Raw genomic sequence first — 24282 nt, forward strand, 5'->3', positions numbered from 1 at the left:
CCTCCCGCCCGGTCACTGGAATGCCCTCGGCAGGTCGCCCGTCGGCTTCGATACGATCTGGTGGGCGTCGCGCCAGATGATCTCGCGCTGGCCGGAGGTCTTGATGCTGCGGACCGGCAGGCCGCCCTCCTCGATCAGCCAGGCACAGTAGCGGGCACGGCTGATGGCTTCCGCGGCGTCCGGATCGAACCAGCAGATACCCCAGATCGAGTTGCGCCGCTTGAAGTGGCGGCCGATCCGGTCGGGCACCGGCAGGTTGGCGTTGAACCAATCGAACTGCTGGCGCAGTTCGACCAGGATCCAGTCCGGGCAACCGTTGCGGTAGAGATACCAGGAGGCCTGGAAGAAGCCGGCCTCCACCCGGCTCCTGGGATGGATGAGCGGCGTAACGAAACGCACGTACATGATGACAACCGCGCGGCCTCGACGGCGGCGCGCTCCTCTGAAACATCGGGGAAATCGGGGTGTGAAAGGGCCGCCCTTCGGCGGCCTCAGCCCTTTGCCGAAGGGAGACGGAATGTCAGGCGCATATCGATGCGTCTCATCGGTCGTCTCCTAGAGGACAGGTTGCGGTACCCGTGCGTGCGCCAATGGCACGCCCTAGCGGGAGCGGGCAAATACACGCATTTCGAAACGCAATCAAGAGAAAGCAACCAGAGGATGTCGCCTCGACGGTGGTCCAGGTTTGCCGCAAATGACCACTTATGGCATAATCTCGCTTTCTGCCACAGATCGAGGTTCATGCCATGACTGCGCCAGAGGCGTCAAAGGGCTTCGCCGAGGAAGCGCAGAAGCCCTATAGCTCCAAGGTCAGGGACGAGTTGCTGCGCAAGCCGCCGCGTTTCGAACGCCTGCGCGTCGGCGACGGCGGTCGCATCGTCATCCCGGCTGCAATGCGCGAGGAAATGGGCATCAAGCCCGGCGACGATCTCGTCGCCCACGTCGAGGACGGGGTGCTACACATCATCTCGTTCGAAGAGAACCTGCGGCGCATTCAGGACGAGGTGTCAAAATACAAGAAGCCGGGCGAGAGCGTGGTCGATGAGTTCCTGGCCGAGCGCCGCGCGATGTGGGACGAAGAATGACGGTCCTGGACAGTTCGGCCGTGCTTGCCTTCCTGTTCAAGGAGCCGGGCGGAGATCAGGTCCATGGGCTTTTCAGGACAAGCATGGTGTCCACCGTCAACGTCACGGAGATCGTCGCCAAGCAGATCGACAAGGGCCTCGCCCCTGACCTGGCCGCCCGGCGTTGCGACGGGCTCAATCTCGACGTGATGCCGTTCGACCATGAGCTTGCAAGGCTGGCAGGCAAGCTGCGCGCCGATACGAAGCACAAAGGCCTTTCGCTGGGAGACCGTGCCTGTCTGGCGCTGGCGATCCTGACCGAACGGACTGCCGTCACCGCCGACCGAAAATGGGCCGACCTCGACGTCGGCTGCAAGATCGAAATCATCCGCTGAGGACATATGGCAATCCTTCAATCCCAGCTCTCCCTCTCCTCCGAAAGCTTCAAGGCCAATGCCGCGCGGCTGCGCGGGCTAGTGGCAGACATCAGAGAAAAGGCAGCGCATGTCGAGCGCGGCGGCTCGGAGGAGGCGCGCAGGCGGCACGCCTCGCGCGGCAAGCTATTGCCCAGGGAGAGGCTGGCGCAACTGCTCGATGCCGGCTCGCCGTTTCTCGAGATCGGCCAGTTCGCGGCCTTTGGGCTTTATGGCGGTGACATCGCGTCGGCCGGGCTGATCGCCGGCATCGGCCGGGTCGAGGGCACCGAGGTGATGATCGTGGTCAACGACGCCACGGTGAAGGGCGGCACCTACTATCCGCTGACGGTGAAGAAGCACCTTCGCGCCCAAGAGATCGCGCTGCAGAACAATCTTCCCTGCATCTATCTGGTCGATTCCGGCGGCGCGAACCTGCCCAACCAAGACGAGGTGTTTCCCGACCGCGACCACTTTGGCCGCATCTTCTTCAACCAGGCGAATATGTCGGCTGCCGGCATTCCACAGATCGCCTGCGTCATGGGCTCATGCACGGCGGGGGGGGCCTATGTGCCGGCGATGTCGGACGAGACGGTGATGGTGCGCAACCAGGCGACCATCTTCCTGGCTGGGCCACCGCTGGTGAAGGCGGCGACGGGCGAGGATGTGAGCGCCGAAGAACTTGGCGGGGCCGACCTGCACACGCGCGTTTCGGGTGTCGCCGATCACTATGCGGTGGACGACGAACACGCGCTGGCGATCATCAGGCGCATCGTCAGAAACCTGAATCGGAAGAAGGACATCGGGCTGGTTTTGCAGAAGACGATTCCGCCTGTTCATGCACCTGAGGAGATTTATGGCGTAATCCCCACCGATGTCAGGCAGCCCTATGATGTACGCGAGGTGATCGCGCGCGTGGTCGACGGCTCCGAGTTCGATGAGTTCAAGCAGAACTACGGCACGACGCTGGTGGCCGGCTTCGCCCATATCCACGGCATGCCGGTGGGCATCCTCGCTAACAACGGCGTGCTGTTTTCCGAAAGCGCGCTGAAGGGCGCACATTTCATCGAGCTGTGTTGCCAGCGCAAGATCCCGCTGGTGTTCCTGCAGAACATCACCGGCTTCATGGTTGGCGCGAAATACGAGGCCGGCGGCATCGCCAAGGACGGCGCCAAGCTGGTGACGGCGGTGGCAACCGCGCAGGTGCCGAAGGTGACCATCATCATCGGCGGCTCGTTCGGTGCTGGCAATTACGGCATGTGCGGACGCGCCTATTCGCCCCGCTTCCTTTGGATGTGGCCGAATGCGCGCATCTCGGTGATGGGCGGCGAACAGGCAGCGACGGTGCTCGCCATGGTCAAGCGCGAGGGCATCGAGCGCAAGGGCGGCGCCTGGACAAAGGAGGAGGAGGCCGAATTCCGCGCGCCGATCCTCGAGAAATACGAGCGCGAGGGACACCCGCTCTATTCATCGGCGCGGCTGTGGGACGACGGCATCATCGACCCCGCGAGGACGCGCGAGGTGCTGGCCTTGTCGCTATCAGCGGCACTCAACGCACCTATCGGCGACACCCGGTTCGGCGTGTTCAGGATGTGAAGCAGGGCCGCCGCGAAGACGGCAGCCCTCTCTGGGAAGGAAGCGCGATCCTTGATCGACCCTTGGCAGCGTTCCAGTTCAGGCCGCGTATTGCGGCTGGTAGTGCAGGACGACGCCGCCGGTCTTGAGCGGCGTGGTCTTCAAAAGCTTCATGACGAGCTGGTCGCCGGAAGCCTTGAACAGCGGATTGCCGGCACCGAGCACGACGGGGGCGATGCCGAGGCGGTATTCGTCGACCAGGCGGTTCTTGAGCAGCGTGTCGACCAATTCGGCGCTGCCGAAAACGAAAATGTCCTTGCCCGGTTCGCGCTTGAGCCGCTCCACGGCCTCGACCACATCGCCCTCGAGCAGGCGGCTGTTGTTCCAGGCTACGTCCTTGAGCGTGCGCGAGACTACGGCCTTTTCGCTGTTGTTCATCATGTCGGCGATGGCGCCGGTTTCCTTGGTCCAATAGGCCGCCATGCCCTCGTAGGTCTTGCGACCGAACAGCAGGGTGCTGAGTTCTTCGCCCTGCTGGAGCGAGAAGGCCTCAAGTTCCTCGCCCCAGACAAGGTTGTGGAAGGACAGATCCCAAGGTGCGGTGCCCTCGAAATAGCCGTCGAGAGTCATGACGTTCCAGATGACGACCCTGCGCATTGCACCTCCTCATTGCTTGCATCTTGCAACTGGTTTTCAGACTACATGACTGCTCCGTTTTTGCAACCGGTCCTGAACAAGCACCCGGAGGCAGCATGAATCCGCGCGTCTCGGTGATCGTCGCCGATATCACCACGCTCGAGGTGGACGCCATCGTCAACGCAGCCAATCGCTCGCTGCTCGGCGGCGGCGGGGTGGACGGCGCGATCCATCGCGCCGCGGGTCCTGATCTGCTGGCCGAATGCCGGCTGCTGGGCGGATGCGAGACGGGCGACGCCAAGGTCACCCGGGGCTTTCAACTGAAGGCACGCCATGTGATCCATGCCGTCGGCCCGGTGTGGCAGGGCGGCGACAGGGGCGAAGCCGAACTGCTTGCCTCCTGCTACAGCCGTGCGCTCGAACTGGCTGCCGCCCGTGATCTGACGAGCATCGCCTTTCCGTCGATCTCGACCGGCATCTACGGCTTTCCCAAGGACGAGGCTGCGCGGATCGCCGTCGCGGCTGTCACGCGCCATCTGGAAGGGGCCGAACTGCCGGACCGCGTGATCTTCTGCTGTTTTGATCAAGCGGCCGCGGAATTCCATCGCGCTGCCCTCGCGGTCCTGCGAGGCGATCATGAATAGTCCGCGCCATCCAATATCTCACTTCGTTTCGGGGGAATGATGTTCTCGAAAATCCTCATCGCCAATCGCGGCGAGATTGCCTGCCGCGTCATCCGCACGGCGCGCAGGATGGGCATCGGCACGGTGGCCATCTATTCGGACGCGGACGCGCGCGCATTGCATGTGGCGATGGCCGATGAGGCGGTGCATATCGGTGCCGCGCCGGTTGCCGAAAGCTATCTGCGCGGCGACTTCATCATCGCCGCCGCCAGGGCGACGGGCGCCGAGGCGATCCACCCCGGCTATGGTTTCCTCTCGGAAAACCCCGACTTCGTCGACCAGGTGACGGCGGCGGGGCTCGTCTTCATCGGTCCATCGGCGGAATCGATCCGGGCGATGGGGCTGAAGGACGCGGCCAAGCGGCTGATGGAGAAGGCCGGCGTGCCTGTCGTGCCCGGCTATCACGGCGAGGCGCAGGAGATCGTCATCCTTGCCAGCAAGGCGCGCGAGATCGGCTATCCCGTGCTGATCAAAGCGCGGGCCGGCGGCGGCGGCAAGGGCATGCGCCGGGTCGACCATCCTGACGATTTTCCCGACGCGCTGTCGGGCGCGAGGCGCGAGGCCAAGGCCGCCTTCGGCGACGACCGGGTGCTGGTGGAGAAATATGTCGACAAGCCGCGCCACATCGAGGTGCAGGTGTTCGGCGACAATTTCGGCAACGCCGTGCATCTGTTCGAGCGCGACTGCTCGGCCCAGCGCCGCCACCAGAAGGTGATCGAGGAGGCCCCTGCCCCTGGGATGACCGTCGAACTGCGGGCAGCGATGACCGAGGCCGCGGTGAAGGCCGCCAAGGCGATCAACTATTCGGGCGCCGGCACGATCGAGTTCATCGTCGATGCCTCGGAGGGCCTCAGGCCCGACCGATACTGGTTCATGGAGATGAACACGCGACTCCAGGTCGAGCATCCCGTCACCGAGATGGTGACAGGCCTCGATCTGGTCGAGTGGCAGTTTCGGGTCGCCGCCGGCGAACTACTGCCACTGGCGCAGGACGAAATCAGGCTCGACGGCCACGCCTTCGAGGCGCGGCTTTATGCCGAGGACCCGGCGAAGAGCTTCTTGCCGGCGATCGGCACGCTGCATCACCTGCGGTTTCCCGCCGACACGGCTGTGGGCACGGAGATCCGCATCGAGACCGGCGTGCGCGAGGGCGATGCCATCTCCCCCTTCTACGACCCGATGATCGCCAAGCTGGTCGCGCATGGGCCGGACCGTGCGACAGCACTCGATGCGCTCGCCCAGGCTGTCAGCCGCACCGAGGTTGCCGGCTCGACCACCAATGCCGCGTTTCTGGCAGCGCTTGCCCGCGACCCGGACTTTGCCGCCGGTGATGTCGACACTGGGCTGATCAGCCGCAAGCAGGATGAACTGACGGCAGCGGCCGCCCCCTCCGGCCGCGTCATTGCACTGGCAGCGCTGGCGGCGACCGGTGCGGCCGCATCGAGGGCAAGCGACGATCCGTGGTCGAGCCTGACCGGCTACGCGCATTTCCACCCACTGGAACGACGCACCGTCTTGTCGTTCGACGGAGCAAAGATCGTCGCCCATGTCGCAGCCCGTGCCGACGGCCGCTTCGACGTGCGCCGGCAAGGCGGGGAAGCATTCGTACTGTCGCCGGGCTCCAATACCGCCGCCGGTACGAGCGTGGCTATCTGGCCCGGACACGTGACGGTGTTTGAAGGTGGCCGCTCCTTCGACTTCGCCATCAGCGATCCGTTCGCACGCGCGGCCGAGATCGGCGAAGGCGCATCCAGCATGCGTGCGCCGATGCCGGGACTGGTCAAGCTGGTGCGCGCCGCCAAGGGCGACAAGGTCAGCAAGGGCCAGCCACTTCTGGTGCTGGAGGCGATGAAGATGGAGCACACCATCAATGCGACCCATGACGGCACGATCCACGAGATCGCCGCCGAGGGCGCGCAGGTCACCGATGGCACCGTGCTGGTGCGCTTCGAGGAATAAGCGAAACTGCTTGATGCAGCGCAACTTCAACCCGAAAACCGGTTTCGATTTTCGGGTCGAAGTCTTAGGGCTGGATTGCTGCAACCATCAACAGGCTGGCCCGTGACCGAAACCAATGGCGATTCTGTGCCGCACAGGCTTTACGAGGACGTGCTGGCGCTGCTGACGGGCACGATGCTGGTAGCGCTCGGACTGGTTCTCTACACCCATGCCGGGCTGATCACCGGTAGTTCGGCAGGACTGGCGCTTCTCATCCAGTATGTGACCGGCTACGGCTTCGGCACCGTGTTCTTCGTCATCAATCTGCCGTTCTACTATCTCGCGGTGAAACGCATGGGCTGGCCGTTCGCGATCAGGACGTTTGCGGCAGTGGCACTGATTTCGGTACTGTCGCGGCTGACACCCGAGTGGATCGGCATCAGCCATCTGGACCCACTCTATGCGGCCATTGCCGGCGGCGGATTGATGGGCATGGGATTGCTGGTGCTGTTTCGCCATCGCGCCGGGCTTGGCGGCTTCAACATCCTGGCGCTCTATCTGCAGGACAATTACGGCATCCGCGCGGGCTACTTCCAGCTCGGCGTCGACCTCGTCATCCTCGTGGTGTCGCTGTTCTATATCGAGATCGACAAGGTCGCGCTGTCTGTGGTGGGCGCTGCGGTGCTCAACCTGATCATTGCGATCAATCACCGCCCCGGCCGCTATGTCGGCATGAGCTGAAGCCGCTCGCTCGGGGCGAGCGGCTTCGCATTGCGGTGCAAGTAATCAGCCGGCGGTCGGCTGCTTGGTCTTGCGCAGATAAGGCAGCACGCGTTCGAACGAGCCGAAGCGCTTGATGGCGTCCTCGTCCGACACGGCGGCGGTAACGATGACGTCCTCGCCCGGCTGCCACTGCACCGGCGTGGCGACCTGGTACTTGGCTGTCAGCTGGATGGAATCGAGCGCGCGCAGGATTTCGTCGAAGTTGCGCCCGGTCGACATCGGGTAGGTCAGCATCAGCTTGATCTTCTTGTCCGGACCGATGACGAACACCGAACGCACCGTGGCGTTGTCGGCGGGCGTGCGGCCTTCCGAACTGTTGCCGGCGCTGGCCGGCAGCATGTCGTAGAGCTTGGCGATGGCCAGCGTCGGGTCGCCGATCATCGGATAGTCGACCTTGTTGCCGGAAAGCTGTTCGATGTCGGCCTTCCACTTGTGGTGGTTCTCGACCGGATCGACCGAAATGCCGATCATCTTGGCATTGCGCTGGGCGAAATCAGCCTTCAGCCCGGCCATGTAGCCGAGCTCGGTGGTGCAGACCGGGGTGAAGTCCTTGGGATGCGAAAACAGGACCGCATAGCCGTCACCGATCCATTCATGGAAGGCGATCGGGCCATCCGTAGTGTCGGCCTTGAAGTCCGGGGCAGTATCATTGATGCGAAGACTCATTGTGACTTTCCTCCTGATTTCGATGGATGATGCACCGCACCGAACCCAGTGGCCGATGGCCGCGCAATCGGCTCATCTTGCGCCAAGCCCGTAGAAACGACAATGGCCGGGACATGCCCGGCCATTGCCACAGTTTGGAATTTCCCGGAAAAGCCTACTGCGCGATAGGCGCGTACTTGCCGTCGTGCCACTGGTTGATGTCGTAGCTGGCGTTCTTGAGATCGCCCTTCTCGTCGAAGACGACATCACCGACGACGGTCGAGATAGGCTTACCGTCCTTGAGAGCCTCGGCGACCTTCATCGGATCGTCCGAACCGGCGCGCTCGATGCCCTGTGCGAAAGCCTGGATGACGGCATAGGAGAACAGCGTGAAGCCTTCCGGCACGAAGCCGCCGGCCTTGATCTTCTCGACCGCTTCCTTGGCCTCGGGCTTCGCCTGCGGATCGGACGGGAACACGAACATCGTGCCTTCGCCAGCCGGGCCGGCGATCTGCCAGAATTCCGGCGAGGCAATGCTGTCGGGCATGATCAGCTGGAACTTGAGGCCCTGCTCGGCCGACTGGCGCAGCATCAGGCCGGCCTCGGGGTGGTAGCCGCCGAAATAGACGACGTCGGCCTTGAGTTCCTTGAGCTTGGTGACGAGCGCCGAATAGTCCTTCTCGCCGGCATTGAGGCCTTCGTAGAGCAGTTCATTGAGGCCGGAGGCGTTCATCGTCGACTTGACCGCATCGGCCACGCCCTGGCCGTAGGCGCTCTTGTCATGAAGGATGACGACGTTCTTGCCGGCATATTTCTTGGCGATCCACGGGCCGATGAAGGCACCCTGCGCGTCGTCGCGGGTGTAGAGGCGCATGATCGTCGGCCAGCCCTTCTTGGCGGCATCGTCGGTCATGACCGGGTTCGAGGACGCCGGCGACATCATCAGCGTGCCGCTCTCAGCATAAACAGCCGAAGCCGGGATGCTCGAGCCCGAGCAGGCATGACCGTCGACGAAGTTGATGCCGTTGGCGACGATGCGGTTGGCCACCGAAACGGCCTGCTTGGGATCGCAGACGTCGTCTTCGATCGAGAGCTTGATCTGGCGGCCGAGCACGCCACCCTTTTCGTTGATCGCCTTGGCGGCGGCTTCGGCGCCCTGCTTGAACTGGTCACCGATATTGGCGAGCTGGCCGGTCATCGGGCCGACGACGGCAAAGGTGATGTCGTCGGCGAAAGCGACGCCGGCGCTGAGCGACAGCGCGAGCAATGCGCCGATAGAACGTTTCAGATGCATGTTTCCTCTCCTTTAGGCGCACCGGAAATGCCGGATTCGCGCCTTACGTGCAACTCGCCGATGACCTTTCACTTCCGCCAGGATTTGTCTTGGCGCATGGGCGTCAGGACATTGTGCCTGCAAGCGCATTCGCAGGCAATCGTGGGAGACGAAGTGGAGAAAACGCACGCTCAAAACGGAAAAAACCGCGCCGATCTTGTTTCGATCGGTCGCGGCTTTTTCCTGGAATGCTCCGCGCGGCTCTTTGGCCACGTCGGAAATTCGCCTGCCCTGTTTTTTAGTCCTGGCGCGCCTCGCCCGTCCTTCAAGCCGTCGCGCTCTTGTTGTTGGGAGCCGCCCTGCGGTGGCTCCGGTCTTCCCCCCCGGAAGATCTGTTAGTGCATCGTCATCCATTCGCGCGCTTCGCGCAGGGCCTTGGCGATGTCGGCCTTGGACATCGCTCCCGAAAGCTCGGAGCGCAGTTCGGCGGCGCGGGCGGAACCCTTGATCGCGGCGATGTTGAACCACTTGTGGGCGGCCACGACATCGACGGCGCAATCGCGGCCGGTCGCATACATCATGCCCAGTTCCAGAAGAATGTCGGCCTGAGCGGTGGTTCCCATCGCGCCGAAGCCAGCTTCAAATATCTCGAAACGTGCCATTTTCTTATCCCCTGTCCATCTCCCGAGAGCGGCTCCCTGGTGTCCCCCGGAGTTGCCCTTTCGATGTTTTGGAGGATGCCGGCGAGCCTTGAATCCGCCGTTAAACGGCTTGCTTAACCCGAGGAAAACAAACCTAAAACAAAGGGTAAATGGCGGAATTCATTAAGGATAGGAGTCCTTGCAGCGCATGGAATTTGAAGAAAATGCGATGAAAATTCGCGCGCTGCGGCGAAAGTCTTTGATAACCACGCCCGACATTCTTCTCCCACGCAGCGTGAAGATTCAGCCATGGCGGGGGCGTTCGGGTGGTTAAAGAATGCTTCGATCTTCCGCTACGGCACCACTTCCGTTCTGGCGGGCGCTAAATTACGCTTACGTTTGCGTAAGCATCAGGCGAGGGAGACGCCTGTGCGCAAGACACCATCAGGGAGGAATTGAATGCTTCGCAAGATAAGCCTGGCCATGGCTGCCACCATGATGCTGGCCGGAGTGCTAACAAGTGCGGCCCATGCCGATCCGATCGAAGGCAGCTGGAAGACGGAAGCCGGCGCGACCGCGGCCATCGCCCCCTGCGGCGGCAGCTTCTGCATCACGCTGAAAGACGGCAAGCACGCCGGCAAGAAGATCGGCACGTTCGATGCCGATGGCGGCAGCGCCTATTCGGGCGAGATCACCGACCCGGCCAACGACAAGACCTATACCGGCAAGGCCTCGCTGGCCGGCTCCAATCTCAAAATGAAGGGCTGCGTGCTCGGCGGCCTGATCTGCAAGACGCAGAATTGGATGAAGCTGTAGGGCGAATAGGGAATAGGGAATAGCGAGTAGTGAGTAGAAAGAAGGCTGGCACCCGCCGGAGCCAGCCTCCAATCCCTATTCGCTACCCACTATTCCCTATTCGCTCCTCACGCCCTCGCCCGCTGACCGAACAACACCTTCTGCGCTTCCTTGTCGTCGGCAATGCTGCGACGATATTCCTCGCCGACGACAAGGCCCCGCGCAACCGCCGGCCGGGCCAGCATCGTCTCGAACCAGCGCTTGAGATTGGGGAAGTCCTCGAGATCCTGGCCCTGGTTCTTGTGCGGCTTGATCCAGCCCACGGCCGCCATGTCGGCTATCGAATAGGCGCCGGCCAGGAACTCGCGGTCGGCCAGGCGCTTGTTCATCACGCCATAGAGGCGGTTGACCTCATTGGTGTAGCGGTCGATGCCGTAGGTGCTCTTCTCCGGCGCATACTGGCGGAAATGATGGGCCTGGCCAGCCATCGGCCCGAGCCCGCCGACCTGCCAGAACAGCCACTGGTCGACCTCAGCGCGGCCGCGCTCATCGGCTGGATAGAATTTGCCGAACTTGCGGCCGAGATATTGCAGGATCGCGCCCGACTCGAAGATCGAGATCGGCTCGTTGCCCCATTTGCCGTCGGCGGCCGGACCTTCGGGATCGATGATCGCCGGCATGCGGTTGTTGGGCGCAATCTTCAGGAACGACGGCTCGAACTGCTCACCCTTGCCGATGTTGACGTATTTGACCGTGTAGGGAACGCCGAGTTCCTCCAGCATGATCGAGATCTTCCAGCCGTTGGGGGTCGGCCAGTAGTAGAGTTCGATCGGCAATGTCTGAGTGGGCATGCTGCAGGCTCCATATTGTGCGATGCACTTGAGATATGCGCAGCCGACCCAAACGCAACCCTCCGCAAACATTAAGGCTTGTCAATAAATTTGAACCGAAGATGAACGGCGGCCTCAGTAGCCGTTCAGTCGGCGTGACGCATATTCCTTCCCATTGAAGGGGACACATCCATGCTCGCGCGCAGGTTCACCATCGTCTGTCTGCTGACTGCCCTGTTTGGCCTTATGTTTGCCACGCTTGTCGCCGAAGTAAGCCGCCCTGCCCGCTCGTGGGACATCGGCAACGTGGTGCCGTGCGTGTTCGAAGAAGGCCTGACCTGCAAGCCGCCTCTTCGCAAGTAACGCGATCAACCCGTTTCAAACGAAAAGAAAACCCAGATGACCCGCCCCGCGACCCAGATCGTACAAGTGCTCAGGCTATTGCCGCGTGCCCTGCTGATCCTGCTGGTTCTCGCCGCTCCGGTGCTCGCCGTCCCGCAGTTGCGCGGCGACGCGGGCTCGACCATCGAGGCGCCAAAGGCGCGCAAGGGCGGTGTCGGCTTCGTACTGCTGGTCAGTTTGCAGCGCGGCTAAATTCGCGAGGAAACAGACACCTTCTACCCTCTCCCAACTGTCACAATTGCTCTCTATAATGGGTCATGGAAAAGCGAATCTATCCTGAACCCATAGAATCCATCCTCACGCCGGAGCCGTTCCCACGGCAGAGCTTCACCGATGCGGCTGAAGCGGTTGCAGCGTTGAAGAAGCTCTATGAGCGCAACACCGCCTTCCTGCGCGAGGCATTCGCATCGCTCGCGCATGGCACCCCAGCCAGGCGCTTCCGCGCCTGCTACCCGGAAATAGGTGTCATCACCTCGTCCTACTCGCAGGTGGATTCCCGCCAGGCCTATGGGCACATGCCAACGCCCGGCAATTTCACCACGACGATCACCCGCCCGGACCTGTTCGAGACCTATCTGGTCGAACAGATCGGGCTGATCATGCGCAACCACGGCGTGCCGATCACGGTCTCGGAATCCTCGACGCCGATCCCGCTGCATTTTGCCTTCCTCGAAGGCACGCATGTCGACGGTGCGGCGGCCGAGCGGATCCAGCGCCCGATCCGCGACCTGTTCGACGTGCCCGATCTCGACGGCACCGACGACCACATTGCCAACGGCACCCTGGAGCTGATTCCGGGCGACGCGCGGCCGCTCTCGGTGTTCACCGCCCAACGCGTCGACTATTCGCTGCATCGCCTCGCGCACTACACGGCGACCACGCCGCACCATTTCCAGAACTTCGTTCTGTTCACCAATTACCAGTTCTACATTGATGAGTTCGTGGTGCTGGCGCGCGACCTGATGGCCAAGGGCGGCGGCGGCTACAGCGAGTTCGTCGAGCCCGGCGGCGTCGTCACGAAGGCGGGGGAGACCGCGCCTTCCCAAGGCACGCCACCCCCGCGGCTGCCGCAAATGCCGGCCTACCATCTCAAGAAGCCCGGGCACGCCGGCATCACCATGGTCAATATCGGTGTCGGCCCCTCCAACGCCAAGACGATCACCGACCATATCGCGGTGCTGCGGCCGCATGCCTGGTTGATGCTCGGCCACTGCGCCGGCCTGCGCAACACCCAGGCGCTGGGCGACTATGTGCTGGCGCATGCCTATGTGCGCGAGGACCACGTGCTCGACGACGACCTGCCGGTGTGGGTGCCGATCCCGCCGCTGGCCGAGGTGCAGGTGGCGCTGCAGGAGGCGGTCGCGGAAGTGACCGGGCTGTCGGGCTACGACCTCAAGCGCATCATGCGCACCGGCACGGTGGCGACCATCGACAACCGCAACTGGGAACTGCGCGACCAGCGTGGCCCGGTGCAGCGGCTGTCGCAGTCGCGGGCGATCGCGCTCGACATGGAATCGGCGACGATTGCCGCCAACGGCTTCCGCTTCCGCGTACCCTATGGAACGCTGCTGTGCGTCTCCGACAAGCCGCTGCATGGCGAACTGAAGCTGCCAGGCATGGCGACCGAGTTCTACAAGCGGCAGGTGGCGCAGCATCTGACCATCGGCATCCGCGCCATGGAAAAGCTCGCCGAAATGCCCAATGAACGGCTGCATTCGCGCAAGCTGCGCAGTTTCTCGGAGACGGCGTTCCAGTAAAAGTCCTGCCCCTTGATCATCAATGGGCCGCATTTCTTGCTGAATGAAGCAGGAATGACGACGTTGCGCACATTCGGAAAGATCGCCTGCTTCTCGGCGATGATGCTTGCCTCGGTTCCGCTGGTCGCCGGTTTGTTCGGCGCCTGGCATCCGGCACTCGATTCGTTCGCACACTTCAGGGTGCACCTGGCGGTCCTGATGATGCTGGCGGCACTGCCGCTGCTGGCGACGTCGTTGCGCTGGCAAGCCGTCATGGCACTGCTGTTTGGCATGGCGGCAATCGCGACGACATCGTCGCTCCCTGTTCCCGGCATCGGGCCGGTGCAGGCAGCATTCGAGCCACGTAGCTCGAACCGGCCGGTCTACAAGATGCTGCAGATGAACCTGCGCTTCAACAACACCGAGCCCGCCAAGGTGCTGTCGCTCGTCGGGCGCACGCAGCCCGACGTCATCACCTTCGAGGAAGTGTCGGCGATGTGGGAGAACAAGCTCGCGCCGCTGTTTGCGCGCTATCCTCACCATATGCTCTGCCCGCATCCCGGCAAGGTGTTCGGCGGGGCGATCCTATCGCGCCGGCCCTTTGCCGAGGGCGGCGAGCCGAAGTGCTTCGACAACGGGTCGCTGGCGATTGCCACGGTCGATTTCGGCGGACGCACGAGCGACATCGCTGCCCTCCACCTCGGCTGGCCCTGGCCGTACGAGCAATCGCGCCAGATCGGCGTGCTGAGCGAAAACCTTGCCACGCTAGGCGAAAATGCGATCCTCGGCGGCGACTTCAACGCCACGCCATGGAGTGCAGCGGTGGCGCGCGTCGCCAAGGCAGGCGACCTCAAGCTGATGCCGGCCGCCGGACGAACCTGGCTGACCTTGATGCTGCCCGACGCCTTGCGCTTCGCCGGTCTCACCATCGACCACATCATGGCCAAGGGCGACGTAGTCGTGCATTCGGTGACTATGGAAGCGGACGCCGGTTCGGACCACCGGCCGCTGCTGGTCGAGTTCTCGTTCCGCGAGACGCCGCCGTCGGCCGAAGAGGCCGAAACGCAGACCGTATCTGTGCAACCTCCCCGATGAGCAGGCTCTGACATCGAAAGCGCCGCCCGGCCATCCGGACGCGCGGTGCTCCAATGCAAAACGGCTCGCCGAAGCGAGCCGCCTTACCAATCAAATATTCGGCCAATCACATATTCGGGTAGACCGGCCCCTCGCCGCCCTGCGGCGGCACCCAGTTGATGTTCTGGTTGGGGTCCTTGATGTCGCAGGTCTTGCAGTGGACGCAGTTCTGCGCGTTGATGACGAACTTTGCATCGGCATGGCCGAGATCGCCCGCAATGGCGTTGCCGTCGGCATCGACCCACTCATAGACACCAGCCGGGCAGTAGCGCGTCGAGGGGCCGGCGAAGACGCCATATTCCGAACGCTTCTGCAGTTCCATGTCCTTGACCTGGAGGTGGACCGGCTGGTCTTCCTCGTGGTTGGTGTTGGACAGGAACACCGACGACAGGCGGTCGAAGGTCAGCACGCCGTCGGGCTTGGGATAGTCGATCTTCTTGTGCTTCGACGCCGGCTCGAGCGACTGGGCGTCGGTCTTGCCGTGCTTGAGCGTGCCGAAGGGCGAAACGCCGAACAAGGTGTTGAGCCACATGTCGAGGCCGCCGAGGCCAACGCCGAGCAGCGTGCCGAAGCGCGACCACAGCGGCTTGACGTTGCGGACCTTCTTGAGGTCCTTGCCGATGTCGGTCGAGCGCCAGGCTGCCTCGTAGGAAACAAGCTCGTCATTGGCGTGGCCGGCGGCAATCGCGTCAGCAACATGTTCGGCGGCGAGCATGCCCGACAGCACGGCGTTGTGCGAACCCTTGATGCGCGGGACGTTGACCAGGCCAGCCGAGCACCCCATCAGCACGCCGCCGGGGAAGCTGAGCTTCGGCACCGACTGGTAGCCGCCTTCGGTGATGGCGCGCGCGCCGTAGGACAGGCGCTTGCCACCCTCGAAGGTGTCGCGGATCGCCGGATGCGTCTTGAAGCGCTGGAACTCCTCGAAGGGCGCGAGATAGGGGTTCTTGTAGTTGAGATGGACGACGAAGCCGACCGCAACCATGTTGTCCTCGAGATGATAGAGGAACGAGCCGCCACCAGTCTTGAAGTCGAGCGGCCAGCCGAACGAGTGCTGGACCAGGCCCGGCTTGTGCTTTTCGGGCGCGACCTGCCACAATTCCTTGAGGCCGATGCCGAATTTCTGCGGTTCCTTGCCCGCGTCGAGGTCGTATTTGGCGATCAGCTGCTTGGCGAGCGAACCGCGTGCGCCCTCGCCGATCAGCACGTACTTGCCCATCAGCGCCATGCCGGGCGCGAAGGCGGGACCGTGGCTGCCGTCGCGCTCGACGCCCATGTCGCCGGTGACGACGCCCGTGACCGCACCCTCGTCATTGTAGAGCAGGCCGGCGGCGGCAAAGCCGGGATAGATCTCGACGCCGAGTGCCTCGGCCTTGGTCGCCAGCCAGCGGCAGACATTGCCGAGCGAGACGATGTAGTTGCCGTGATTGTTCATCAGCGGCGGCATGGCGAAATTGGGCAGCTTGACGGAACCTGCCGGCCCGAGGATCAGGAAATGATCGTCGGTGACCGGCGTCTTGAACGGATGGTCGGGATCCTCGCGCCAGTCGGGCAGCAGGCGGTCGATGCCGATCGGATCGACGACAGCACCCGACAAGATATGCGCGCCGACCTCGCCGCCCTTTTCCAGGACGACGACCGAAAGCTCGGGATTGACCTGCTTGAGCCGGATCGCCGCTGCCAGACCCGCCGGACCCGCGCCGACGATGACCACGTCGAACTCCATGCTCTCGCGTTCAACTTCGCTCATCAATCCCTCCGCGCTGGCTGACCCTGTCCCTAGGGCATTCTGTTGGCTACGCGCTCCATAGCGTATGATTGGCAAAGGTCAAACGAGACCGATCCGCACATCGGCTATTTAGGTTAGGAGCACCGTTCAAACAGCGAAATATCTTACGTAAACGTAAAGATCAAAAGATTTCGCTTTCCGACGATTTGTGCCTGACCGTAGTGTCGGCGACAGGTGATGCTCGTCAGCCTATCCGTCCATAGAGTCTTCATGCGCCCCAATGTGCCTTGCAGGACAGGACTGAATCGCTTCAGCCCCCTGTGCCAGACCTTGGCCGGGGCCTTCTTCCTTATTGCAGTATGCCTGACCACTGAAAGCCGTGCGCAGGAGGCCGAAGACGACCAGAAAGTCTGGACCGCCGGAGCCTATTCGTTTTCCGACGAACTCGGCGGCTTTCGCATCACATCGGTCTCCGGCAAGGGCACGCGGGAAGACCCGCTCGTCATCAGGGAAGAACTGGAATCCTCTTCGCCAGTGACGCTGACGATGCGGACCATCCGCCCGATAAGGCCGTACGATAGCACCGGTTTCTATGCCAACGGCATCATGTTCATGCGCATCGAGGCGGTGAACAACAGCGGCCAGGCCTGGGTAGAGTTCGAATTCGAACTGCAAGAGATCGAGGGCAAGCCAAGCGATTTCGGCGACGGACTATCGTTCGACCAGAGGCGGACCGACAGCGCCAACATCTCGTCGAACAGCTTTTCCCGATACAGCCGGGACTTCGAGCCCTACGACCGCCTGCGTTTCACCGAAGGCAAGGTCGATCCGGGCGAATTGGCCGACTTCAGTTTCCTGGTGACCGACTACACGCCGCGCTGGCGCTTTTATCTGGTGCAGGACCCGCGCATTCCCTCGTCTTGAACTTGCAAATCGGCGTCCGAAGGCCGAAAAAGAGCCATGGCCTCCATTTCGGGATACGAACGTCCGGATCTGCGCGATCTGCTCGCCTTCTATGCGGAGGCGGGTGTCGATGATGCGCTTGCCGACGATCCGATAGACAGATTTGCCGAGAATGTGCGGCAGCAGACCGCCGCTGCGCAACAGGCTGCACGGGCTACGCCATCAGGGGCAGGACGCTCCGAGGCCGTTCCGGCGAGGAACGACAGGTTCGCCGCTGCCCCGTCGCGACCGATGGCGTCCGCCAGCGTACCCGACGAAGCGCAGGCGGCAGCAGCGCGGGAACTCGCTTCGAAGGCAACTACGCTCGACGAACTTCGCCAGATCATGGAAGGTTTCGAAGGCTGCAACCTCAAGACCACCGCCAAGAGCCTGGTGTTCGCCGACGGCAACCCGCAGGCGGAGCTGATGCTGGTGGGCGAGGCTCCCGGTCGCGACGAGGACCTCGAGGGCCTGCCCTTTGCCGGCCGTTCGGGGCAGATGCTCGACCGCATCCTCGCGGCGATCGGGCTCGACCGCAAATCGGCTTATATCGCCAATGCGATCCCGTGGCGGCCGCCGGGCAACCGCGCGCCGACGCCGCACGAAGCCGAGATTTGCCGTCCCTTCATCGAGCGCCAGATCGCGCTCGCCAACCCCAAGGTGCTGGTGACCCTGGACGGGCTTCCGGCCAAGCTGTTGACCGGCTCGCCTGATGTCATTGTTCGGCTGCGCGGCAACTGGAAGACCCACACCACCGCAAGCGGCACGGTGATCCCGGTCATGCCTACGCTGCATCCGGATTATCTGTTGAGAAATCCCGCGCACAAGAAACTCGCGTGGCGTGACTTCCTGGAGGTCAAGGCTAAGCTCAGGGAACTGAGTGGTTCGTGACTACTGCGGCACCGACACCTTCTTGGCCGCCTGGCGTTCGAGACCGAGGCGTCGCTCGCGCCAGATGATGAAGATGCCCGCACCGATGACGATGGCGCCGCCGACCAGCGTGTGGATCGTCGGCAAATCTCCGAACACGAGATAACCGACGCCGATCCCGAGGATCAGGGAGGTGTATTCGAAGGGCGCGACCGTGGAGGCCTCCGCATAGCGGTAGGCTTCGGTCATGAAGAGCTGAGCTATGCCGCCGCAGACGCCGCCGGTGACGAGCAATGCTGTCTGCTGCCACGACAGCGACTGCCAGCCGAAAGGGATGCTGAACAGCGCTATCCCGCTGGCCGTCAGCGAGAACCAGAGCACGATTGTAGCCGTCCGCTCGGTATGGACGAGCTTGCGGACCAGCAGCATGGCAACAGCCGACAGGCAAGCGCCGATGAGGGCTGCCACGACACCGAGGGCCTCCCGGTCGCCGAGGCCGGCGTCCGATGTGAACAAGGTCAGCTTGGGCCACGAGACGATGACCACGCCGAGGAGCCCGACGGCGACCGCCGTCCAGCGATGGATGCGCACCGTCTCGCCGAGGAAAAGCGCGCTGAAAACAACGACCAGCAGCGGCTGGGCATAGTTGAGCGTGATTGCCTCAGGCAGCGGCAGGTGCGTCAGCGCGAAAAAGCCGAAGCCCATGGCGGAGACGCCGACCAGTCCCCGCATGATATGGCTCACCGGGCGTTGGGTGACGAATGCAGTGCTGAGTTCGCGCTGCCAGGCGAGAAAGATCAGGATCGGAAAGATGGCGAAGAAGGAACGATAGAAGACGATCTGACCGGCAGGGACATCGCCAGCCGCCTTGATGCCGGTCGACATGCCGACGAAGATGGCAACGGAGACGACTTTTAACGCAATACCGAAAAGCGGCGACCGGGCCGCTTGAACTGTCTGATGCTTCACTTGTGCCGGGCCGCCTCTATCGCCGCCCAGATTCGAACCGGGGTGGCCGGCATCTCTATATGGCCGATGCCATAGGCGCGATAGAGCGCATCGGTGACGGCATTGAGGGCGGCCGGGGTCGCGCCGATGGTGCCCGCCTCGCCCGCGCCCTTCATGCCGAGCGCATTGGTGGTCGAGGGCACGTTACGCGTTTCGAAATGGAACGAGGGCACGGTGTCGGCGCGCGGCATGGCGTAGTCCATGAAGCTCGCGGTGAGAAGCTGGCCATCCTCACCATAGACGGCTTCTTCCGAGAGCGCCTGGCCGATACCCTGCACCACGCCGCCATGGACCTGGCCGGCAAGCAGGATCGGGTTCACGGTCACACCGAAATCGTCGACGATGGTGTAGGCCATGACTTCTGTCGCGCCGGTCTCGGGATCGATCTCGACCTCGCAGATGTGGGTGCCGTTGGGATAGGTCGCCTCGTCCTGAACAAACTCGCCGATCGCTTTGAGATCATCAGGCTTTTTCGCCGCGGCATGGAGTGCTGCAAAGCCGATCGAGCGGTCGGTGCCGACGATGCGCGCCTCGCCATTGTCCAGCTCGATGTCGGCGGCGGCGGCCTCCAGTTCATCGGCGGCCAGCTTCCTGAGCTTGTCGGCCAACGCCTCGCCGGCGCGGGCTGCGGAGACGCCGCCGAGCGGGATCGAGCGCGAGCCGCCGGTGCCGCCACCCTTGGCAAGCTCGTCGGTGTCGCCCTGGCGGACGATGATCTTGGCGATGTCGAGGTTGAGTTTTTCCGATACGAACTGGGCGTAAGCCGTGGCATGGCCCTGGCCGTTGGACTGGGTGCCGATGAAGACCGAAACCGTGCCGTCGGCGTTGAGTTCGACGCGTGCCGGTTCGGAGCCTGCGAAGGCGCAGGCCTCGATATAGGTCGCCATGCCGATGCCGCGGATTCTTCCCCTCGCCTTGGCCTCTGCCAGCCGGTCCGGAAAGCTGGCCCAGCCGGCGCGTTCCATCGACAGGTTCATGTGACCCTCGAACTCGCCGACGTCATAGAGCCGGCCGGCCTGGGTGCGGTAGGGAAACTGCTCGGGGCGGATGAAGTTACGGCGGCGGATCTCGTCGACGGAGAGGCCGAGGTCGCGGGCGCAGGCATCGACCAGCTTCTCGACCAGCAGGGCGGCTTCCGGGCGCCCTGCCCCGCGATAGGCATCGACCGGGCAGGTGTTGGTGTAGACGCCCACTATGGACACGTCGAGAGCCTGGATATCGTAGACGCCGGTCGACATGCTGGCGCCGATATGAGCGATGATCGGGCCGTATTGCGAGATATAGGCGCCGACATTGGAAAGCAGTTTCACGCGCAGGGCGAGGAAGCGGCCATCCTTGTCCATCGCCATTTCGGCGGTGACGACATTGTCGCGGCCTTGCGCGTCGGTGAGGAAGTGTTCGGTGCGGTCGCTGGCCCATTTGACCGGACGGCCGAGGCGCTTCGCAGCTTCCAGCACCAGCGCATGCTCGCGATAGGCGAAGGCCTTGGTGCCGAAGCCGCCGCCGACATCGGGGGTGACGACGCGCAGCTTTTCAGGGCCGACGCCGAAGACCTGGCCCGCAAGGATGTTGCGCATGGAATGCACGCCCTGCGAACCGGTAGTGAGCACGAAGCGGCCTTCCGCCTCGTGCCACTCGCCGACGGCCGAACGCGGCTCCATATAGTTGCAGATGAGCCGGTTGTTGACGAATTCGATGCGGGTGACGTGCCGGGCCTTGGCAAAGGCAGCATCGGTCCTAGCCTTGTCGCCGAGATGATAGGTGAAGGCGCTGTTAGAGCCGAGTTCGGGCCAGACCAGCGGTGCTGTATCGTCGAGCGCCGTGGCGGTGTCGGCAGCGGCATCCTCATGGTCGTAGTCGACTTCGATCAGTTCGGCCGCGTCATGGGCCAAGGCACGGCTGTCGGCGACCACGAAGGCAACGGCATCGCCGACATAATTGACCCTATCGCGGCACAGGATCGGGATATCGCGGGTCGGCGCCCGGGTGCCGTCAGGCTGCTTCTGCATGACGGTCGATTTGAGGTCGCCGAGATGAGCGACATCGGCGCCGGTGAGCACCAGATGCACACCGGGTGCCGCGCGGGCGGCATCGAGCGGCCCCACCTTGAAACGCGCCTTGGCCACCGGCGAGCGCAGGACATAGCCGTGCAGCAGCGCAGCCGGAGCAATATCGTCTGTGTAGCGGCCCCTGCCGGTGATGAAAGCGGCATCTTCCAGGCGCAAAACGGACGCGCCCATTCCGAATTTCGGCGTGACGTTTGTCATCTCTGCCCCGTCAGGATTGTTGGGAAAGCGCAGCAAATGTGCGGTCCCGGACAGTTTTGCCGAGGGGGCGTTTCGTGTAAAGAGCAGCGGCCGCATATTTATTCTACCAGCGCGGAACCAGCGTTCGGAAGTCGACAGGAAGGCCAATCACATGCGCACTGATACTGGACAGGTGTTTCGTATCGAGGACTACCGGCCCAGCGACTACCTGATCCCCAAGACAGAGCTCGACTTCCGGCTGGGTCAGGACAGCACGAGAGTGGTGGCTAGATTGATCATCGAACGCCGCGCCGGCGTCGACAAGCCCGTGCAACTCGAACTCGACGGCGATGGACTGATACTGCGCCGCCTCGAGATCGACGGCGAGGCGTTGGACGCCGCCGGCTTCGAAGCCACGCCCGACCGGCTGGTGATCCACAATCCACCTGTAACGGGTCGCTTCACGCTGCTGATCGAGACCGAGCTCGACCCCTCGCGCAATGAAGCGCTGATGGGCCTCTACCGCTCCAGCAAGGTCTACTGCACCCAGTGCGAGGCAGAGGGCTTCAGGCGCATTACCTATTTTCTCGACCGGCCCGACATCCTGTCGGTCTACACCGTGCGCATCGAGGCTGAGCGCGCCGAGGCGCCGCTGCTGCTTTCCAACGGCAATCCGATCGAGTCAGGCGATCTCGCCGACGGCTGGCACTATGCCGTCTGGCACGACCCGTTCCCGAAACCGTCCTATCTGTTTGCGCTGGTGGCCGGCGATCTCGGCTGCATCAAGGACCGTTTCGTCACCGCCTCGGGCAAGCCGGTCGAGCTCGGCATCTATGTCGAGCGCGGCAAGGAGAACCAGGCCGGCTATGCGATGGACGCGCTGCGCCGTTCGATGAAGTGGGACGAGGAGGTGTTCGGCCGCGAATACGACCTCGACGTCTTCAACATCGTTGCCGTCTCCGACTTCAACATGGGCGCGATGGAGAACAAGGGCCTCAACATCTTCAACGACAAGTACGTGCTTGCCGCCGAGGAGACCGCGACCGACGCCGACTTCGCCAATATCGAGGCGATCATCGCGCATGAGTATTTCCACAATTGGACCGGCAACAGAATCACTTGCCGCGACTGGTTCCAGCTCTGCCTCAAGGAAGGGCTGACCGTCTTCCGCGACCATGAATTCTCCGCCGACCAGCGCTCGCGGCCAGTCAAGCGCATCGCCGAGGTGCGGACGCTAAGGTCGCATCAATTCCCTGAGGACCAGGGCCCGCTGGCGCATCCGGTCAGGCCCCGGCGCTACCGCGAGATCAACAACTTCTACACCGCGACCGTCTACGAAAAAGGCTCGGAGGTGGTGCGGATGATCCGCACCGTGCTCGGCGCGGAGATGTTCCGCAGGGGCATGGACCTCTATTTCGAGCGCCATGACGGCGAGGCGGCGACGATCGAGGATTTCCTCAGGGTGTTCGAGGACGTCTCGGGCAAGGACCTGTCGCAGTTCGCGCTGTGGTACCATCAGGCCGGCACGCCGAACCTCAGCGTGACGACCGCGCACGATCCGGTAAATGCCACCTTCACTATCGAGATCGAACAGTCGGTGCCGCCGACGCCGTCCGAAAGCCGCAAGCGGCTGATGCACATCCCCCTCGCCTTCGGGCTGGTTGGCGCCGACGGCAAGGACATGGCCTTCGACAGCGTCGAGGGCGCCAGCGTTGAAGACGGCGTCATCCACGTCCGCAAGCGCAAGCATGTGGTGACGTTCTCGGGCGTCGCCGAACGGCCGGTGCTGTCGCTCAACCGCGGCTTCTCGGCCCCGATCACGCTGGCAGTCGAACAGCGGGCGGAAGACCAGATGTTCCTCGCCTCGCATGACAGCGACCCGTTCTCGCGCTGGCAGGCGTTCAACACGCTTCTGACCGACGCCACCGTCGCCGCATACAGGAACGTGCTGGGCGGCAGGCAGCCTGAGTTCAGCGACGAGCTCGCGAAGCTCGCCGGCCGGATCGCAAACGACGGCACGCTCGAGCATGCCTTCCGGGCGCTGGCGCTTGCCCTGCCCGGCGAAGCGGACGTTGCCCGCGAGATCGGCAAGAACATCGACCCGGACGCGATCTTTGCCGGGCGCGAGGCACTGGCGAGAAAGATCGCGGAGACCAATAGCGACGTCTTTGCGCAGCTTTACGAGGATTTGCGCATGTCGGGCGGATTCTCGCCCGATGCGGCGAGTGCGGGTCGGCGGTCGCTGCGCAACACGCTGCTCGACTATCTCGCGATCCTACCAGGCGGAGCGGCACGCGCGGCGGCACATTTCGCAGCTGCCACCAACATGACCGACCGAGCGGCCGCCCTCACCGTGCTCGCACATCGGCACGCCGGCTCGCCGGAGACCAGCGCGGCACTCGCCCAGTTCGACAGCCGCTACCATGGCGACCCGCTGGTGATGGACAAGTGGTTCACGATCCAGGCGACAGCACCGGGTGCCGCAACCCTGGAGGCGGTCAAGGCGCTGACCAAGCATCCAGCCTTCTCGATCGCCAATCCCAACCGGGTACGGTCGCTGGTAGGCGGCTTCGCCAGCGCCAACCAGACAGGCTTCAACCGCGCCGACGGAGCCGGCTACGACTTCTTCGCCGAGACGGTGCTGACCGTCGAGAAGCGCAATCCGCAGCTCGCGGCACGTCTGGCGACCGCGCTGCGTTCGTGGCGTTCGCTCGAACCCGAACGCCAGGCCAAGGCGCGCGCAGCATTGCTGTCCATTCAGGCGGCCGAGGGGCTGTCTGCCGATCTGCGCGACATTGTCGAGCGCACGCTGGCCTGACCGCCACGAGACGGCCTTTCAAAACGCGGCGGCATCCGGTTTTCGGAGCCGCCGTTTTAGTTTGGACAACGCCATTCTCGAATGGCTTTTTAGCCGAATTTTAATCTTTTTCGCCCGCCCC

The 24282-nt window shown here is 63.3% G+C and carries 23 protein-coding genes; 14 read left to right on the forward strand and 9 right to left on the reverse strand.

Translation table 11 applies throughout. From position 1 onward, the window contains the following. Nucleotides 1-12: 12 nt before the first annotated feature. Complete coding sequence (locus ABSY17_RS17945) at nt 13-405, reverse strand: hypothetical protein (RefSeq protein ID WP_378943598.1); 393 nt, start codon at nt 403-405, stop codon at nt 13-15. A 341-nt stretch (nt 406-746) separates the two neighbouring features. Between ABSY17_RS17945 and ABSY17_RS17950 the strand changes: the two genes are divergently transcribed. From ABSY17_RS17950 to ABSY17_RS17960, 3 genes are read left to right on the forward strand one after another with little or no spacing between them, the layout of a single operon-like run. Beyond that, nucleotides 747-1085, forward strand: coding sequence for an AbrB/MazE/SpoVT family DNA-binding domain-containing protein (locus ABSY17_RS17950; protein WP_378943600.1), 339 nt, complete (start codon nt 747-749; stop codon nt 1083-1085). After that, nucleotides 1082-1459 (forward strand): type II toxin-antitoxin system VapC family toxin, encoded by a 378-nt coding sequence (locus ABSY17_RS17955; RefSeq protein WP_378943602.1) that lies wholly within the window; start codon nt 1082-1084, stop codon nt 1457-1459. Before ABSY17_RS17950 ends, ABSY17_RS17955 begins: the two co-directional genes overlap by 4 nt. A 6-nt stretch (nt 1460-1465) precedes the next feature. Continuing rightward, on the forward strand, nt 1466-3073 hold the full coding sequence (locus ABSY17_RS17960) for a carboxyl transferase domain-containing protein (RefSeq protein WP_378943604.1): 1608 nt from the start codon (nt 1466-1468) through the stop codon (nt 3071-3073). 78 nt (nt 3074-3151) lie between these two features. On the opposite strand, the gene ABSY17_RS17965 is transcribed toward ABSY17_RS17960, so the two are convergent. Further along, nucleotides 3152-3709 carry a dihydrofolate reductase family protein gene (locus tag ABSY17_RS17965; protein ID WP_378943606.1) on the reverse strand — a complete coding sequence of 186 codons (558 nt, stop codon included), beginning with the start codon at nt 3707-3709 and terminating at the stop codon, nt 3152-3154. A gap of 95 nt (nt 3710-3804) precedes the next feature. On the opposite strand from ABSY17_RS17965, the gene ABSY17_RS17970 reads away from it, so the two are divergent. The 3 genes from ABSY17_RS17970 (at nt 3805) to ABSY17_RS17980 (ending at nt 7050) form a co-directional block, all read left to right on the forward strand. Beyond that, a complete protein-coding gene (locus tag ABSY17_RS17970) occupies nt 3805-4332 on the forward strand; it encodes an O-acetyl-ADP-ribose deacetylase (RefSeq protein ID WP_378943608.1) in 528 nt (175 codons plus the stop codon). Between the two features lie 39 nt (nt 4333-4371). Further along, on the forward strand, nt 4372-6330 hold the full coding sequence (locus ABSY17_RS17975) for an acetyl/propionyl/methylcrotonyl-CoA carboxylase subunit alpha (protein ID WP_378943610.1): 1959 nt from the start codon (nt 4372-4374) through the stop codon (nt 6328-6330). Nucleotides 6331-6432: 102 nt separating this feature from the next. Next, a complete protein-coding gene (locus tag ABSY17_RS17980; RefSeq protein WP_378943612.1) occupies nt 6433-7050 on the forward strand; it encodes a YitT family protein in 618 nt (205 codons plus the stop codon). Nucleotides 7051-7095: 45 nt separating this feature from the next. Here the strand turns inward: ABSY17_RS17980 and ABSY17_RS17985 are convergent, their stop codons facing one another. The 3 genes from ABSY17_RS17985 to ABSY17_RS17995 all read right to left on the reverse strand — a co-directional run bounded on the left by ABSY17_RS17985 (nt 7096) and on the right by ABSY17_RS17995 (nt 9672). Then, complete coding sequence (locus ABSY17_RS17985; protein ID WP_378943614.1) at nt 7096-7758, reverse strand: peroxiredoxin; 663 nt, start codon at nt 7756-7758, stop codon at nt 7096-7098. A 154-nt stretch (nt 7759-7912) separates the two neighbouring features. Continuing rightward, nucleotides 7913-9031 (reverse strand): ABC transporter substrate-binding protein, encoded by a 1119-nt coding sequence (locus ABSY17_RS17990; RefSeq protein WP_378943616.1) that lies wholly within the window; start codon nt 9029-9031, stop codon nt 7913-7915. A gap of 374 nt (nt 9032-9405) precedes the next feature. After that, a complete protein-coding gene (locus tag ABSY17_RS17995) occupies nt 9406-9672 on the reverse strand; it encodes a sel1 repeat family protein (protein WP_378943618.1) in 267 nt (88 codons plus the stop codon). Nucleotides 9673-10110: 438 nt separating this feature from the next. Here ABSY17_RS17995 and ABSY17_RS18000 point away from each other — a divergent pair, with 438 nt between their 5' ends. Further along, complete coding sequence (locus ABSY17_RS18000) at nt 10111-10467, forward strand: DUF2147 domain-containing protein (RefSeq protein WP_378943620.1); 357 nt, start codon at nt 10111-10113, stop codon at nt 10465-10467. 107 nt (nt 10468-10574) lie between these two features. Here ABSY17_RS18000 and ABSY17_RS18005 read toward each other — a convergent pair whose 3' ends face one another. Next, nucleotides 10575-11297 carry a glutathione S-transferase family protein gene (locus ABSY17_RS18005; protein ID WP_378943622.1) on the reverse strand — a complete coding sequence of 241 codons (723 nt, stop codon included), beginning with the start codon at nt 11295-11297 and terminating at the stop codon, nt 10575-10577. Nucleotides 11298-11468: 171 nt separating this feature from the next. On the opposite strand from ABSY17_RS18005, the gene ABSY17_RS18010 reads away from it, so the two are divergent. The 4 genes from ABSY17_RS18010 to ABSY17_RS18025 all read left to right on the forward strand — a co-directional run bounded on the left by ABSY17_RS18010 (nt 11469) and on the right by ABSY17_RS18025 (nt 14509). Then, nucleotides 11469-11639, forward strand: coding sequence for a hypothetical protein (locus tag ABSY17_RS18010; protein WP_378943624.1), 171 nt, complete (start codon nt 11469-11471; stop codon nt 11637-11639). 36 nt (nt 11640-11675) lie between these two features. After that, nucleotides 11676-11870 (forward strand): hypothetical protein, encoded by a 195-nt coding sequence (locus tag ABSY17_RS18015; protein ID WP_378943626.1) that lies wholly within the window; start codon nt 11676-11678, stop codon nt 11868-11870. 65 nt (nt 11871-11935) lie between these two features. Beyond that, nucleotides 11936-13435 carry an AMP nucleosidase gene (locus ABSY17_RS18020; protein ID WP_378943628.1) on the forward strand — a complete coding sequence of 500 codons (1500 nt, stop codon included), beginning with the start codon at nt 11936-11938 and terminating at the stop codon, nt 13433-13435. Between the two features lie 54 nt (nt 13436-13489). Beyond that, nucleotides 13490-14509 carry an endonuclease/exonuclease/phosphatase family protein gene (locus tag ABSY17_RS18025; protein ID WP_378943630.1) on the forward strand — a complete coding sequence of 340 codons (1020 nt, stop codon included), beginning with the start codon at nt 13490-13492 and terminating at the stop codon, nt 14507-14509. Nucleotides 14510-14615: 106 nt separating this feature from the next. Here the strand turns inward: ABSY17_RS18025 and ABSY17_RS18030 are convergent, their stop codons facing one another. Further along, entirely contained in the window at nt 14616-16298 is a 1683-nt protein-coding gene (locus tag ABSY17_RS18030; protein WP_378943632.1) for an electron transfer flavoprotein-ubiquinone oxidoreductase, read from the reverse strand. A gap of 249 nt (nt 16299-16547) precedes the next feature. Here ABSY17_RS18030 and ABSY17_RS18035 point away from each other — a divergent pair, with 249 nt between their 5' ends. Both ABSY17_RS18035 and ABSY17_RS18040 read left to right on the forward strand, forming a co-directional pair. Then, complete coding sequence (locus ABSY17_RS18035; protein WP_378943634.1) at nt 16548-17201, forward strand: hypothetical protein; 654 nt, start codon at nt 16548-16550, stop codon at nt 17199-17201. A gap of 36 nt (nt 17202-17237) precedes the next feature. Beyond that, nucleotides 17238-18110 carry a uracil-DNA glycosylase family protein gene (locus tag ABSY17_RS18040; protein ID WP_378943636.1) on the forward strand — a complete coding sequence of 291 codons (873 nt, stop codon included), beginning with the start codon at nt 17238-17240 and terminating at the stop codon, nt 18108-18110. Here the strand turns inward: ABSY17_RS18040 and ABSY17_RS18045 are convergent, their stop codons facing one another. Both ABSY17_RS18045 and ABSY17_RS18050 read right to left on the reverse strand, forming a co-directional pair. Beyond that, complete coding sequence (locus ABSY17_RS18045; protein WP_378943638.1) at nt 18111-19058, reverse strand: DMT family transporter; 948 nt, start codon at nt 19056-19058, stop codon at nt 18111-18113. Then, nucleotides 19055-21364 (reverse strand): xanthine dehydrogenase family protein molybdopterin-binding subunit, encoded by a 2310-nt coding sequence (locus ABSY17_RS18050; protein ID WP_378952828.1) that lies wholly within the window; start codon nt 21362-21364, stop codon nt 19055-19057. The genes ABSY17_RS18045 and ABSY17_RS18050 overlap by 4 nt, the downstream gene beginning before the upstream one ends. Nucleotides 21365-21515: 151 nt before the next feature. On the opposite strand from ABSY17_RS18050, the gene pepN reads away from it, so the two are divergent. After that, nucleotides 21516-24161, forward strand: coding sequence for an aminopeptidase N (gene pepN, locus ABSY17_RS18055; RefSeq protein WP_378943640.1), 2646 nt, complete (start codon nt 21516-21518; stop codon nt 24159-24161). The last annotated feature ends 121 nt before the right edge of the window (nt 24162-24282 follow it).

The organism is Mesorhizobium sp. ANAO-SY3R2 (assembly GCF_042466635.1).
Classification (GTDB): Bacteria; Pseudomonadota; Alphaproteobacteria; order Rhizobiales; family Rhizobiaceae; genus Aminobacter.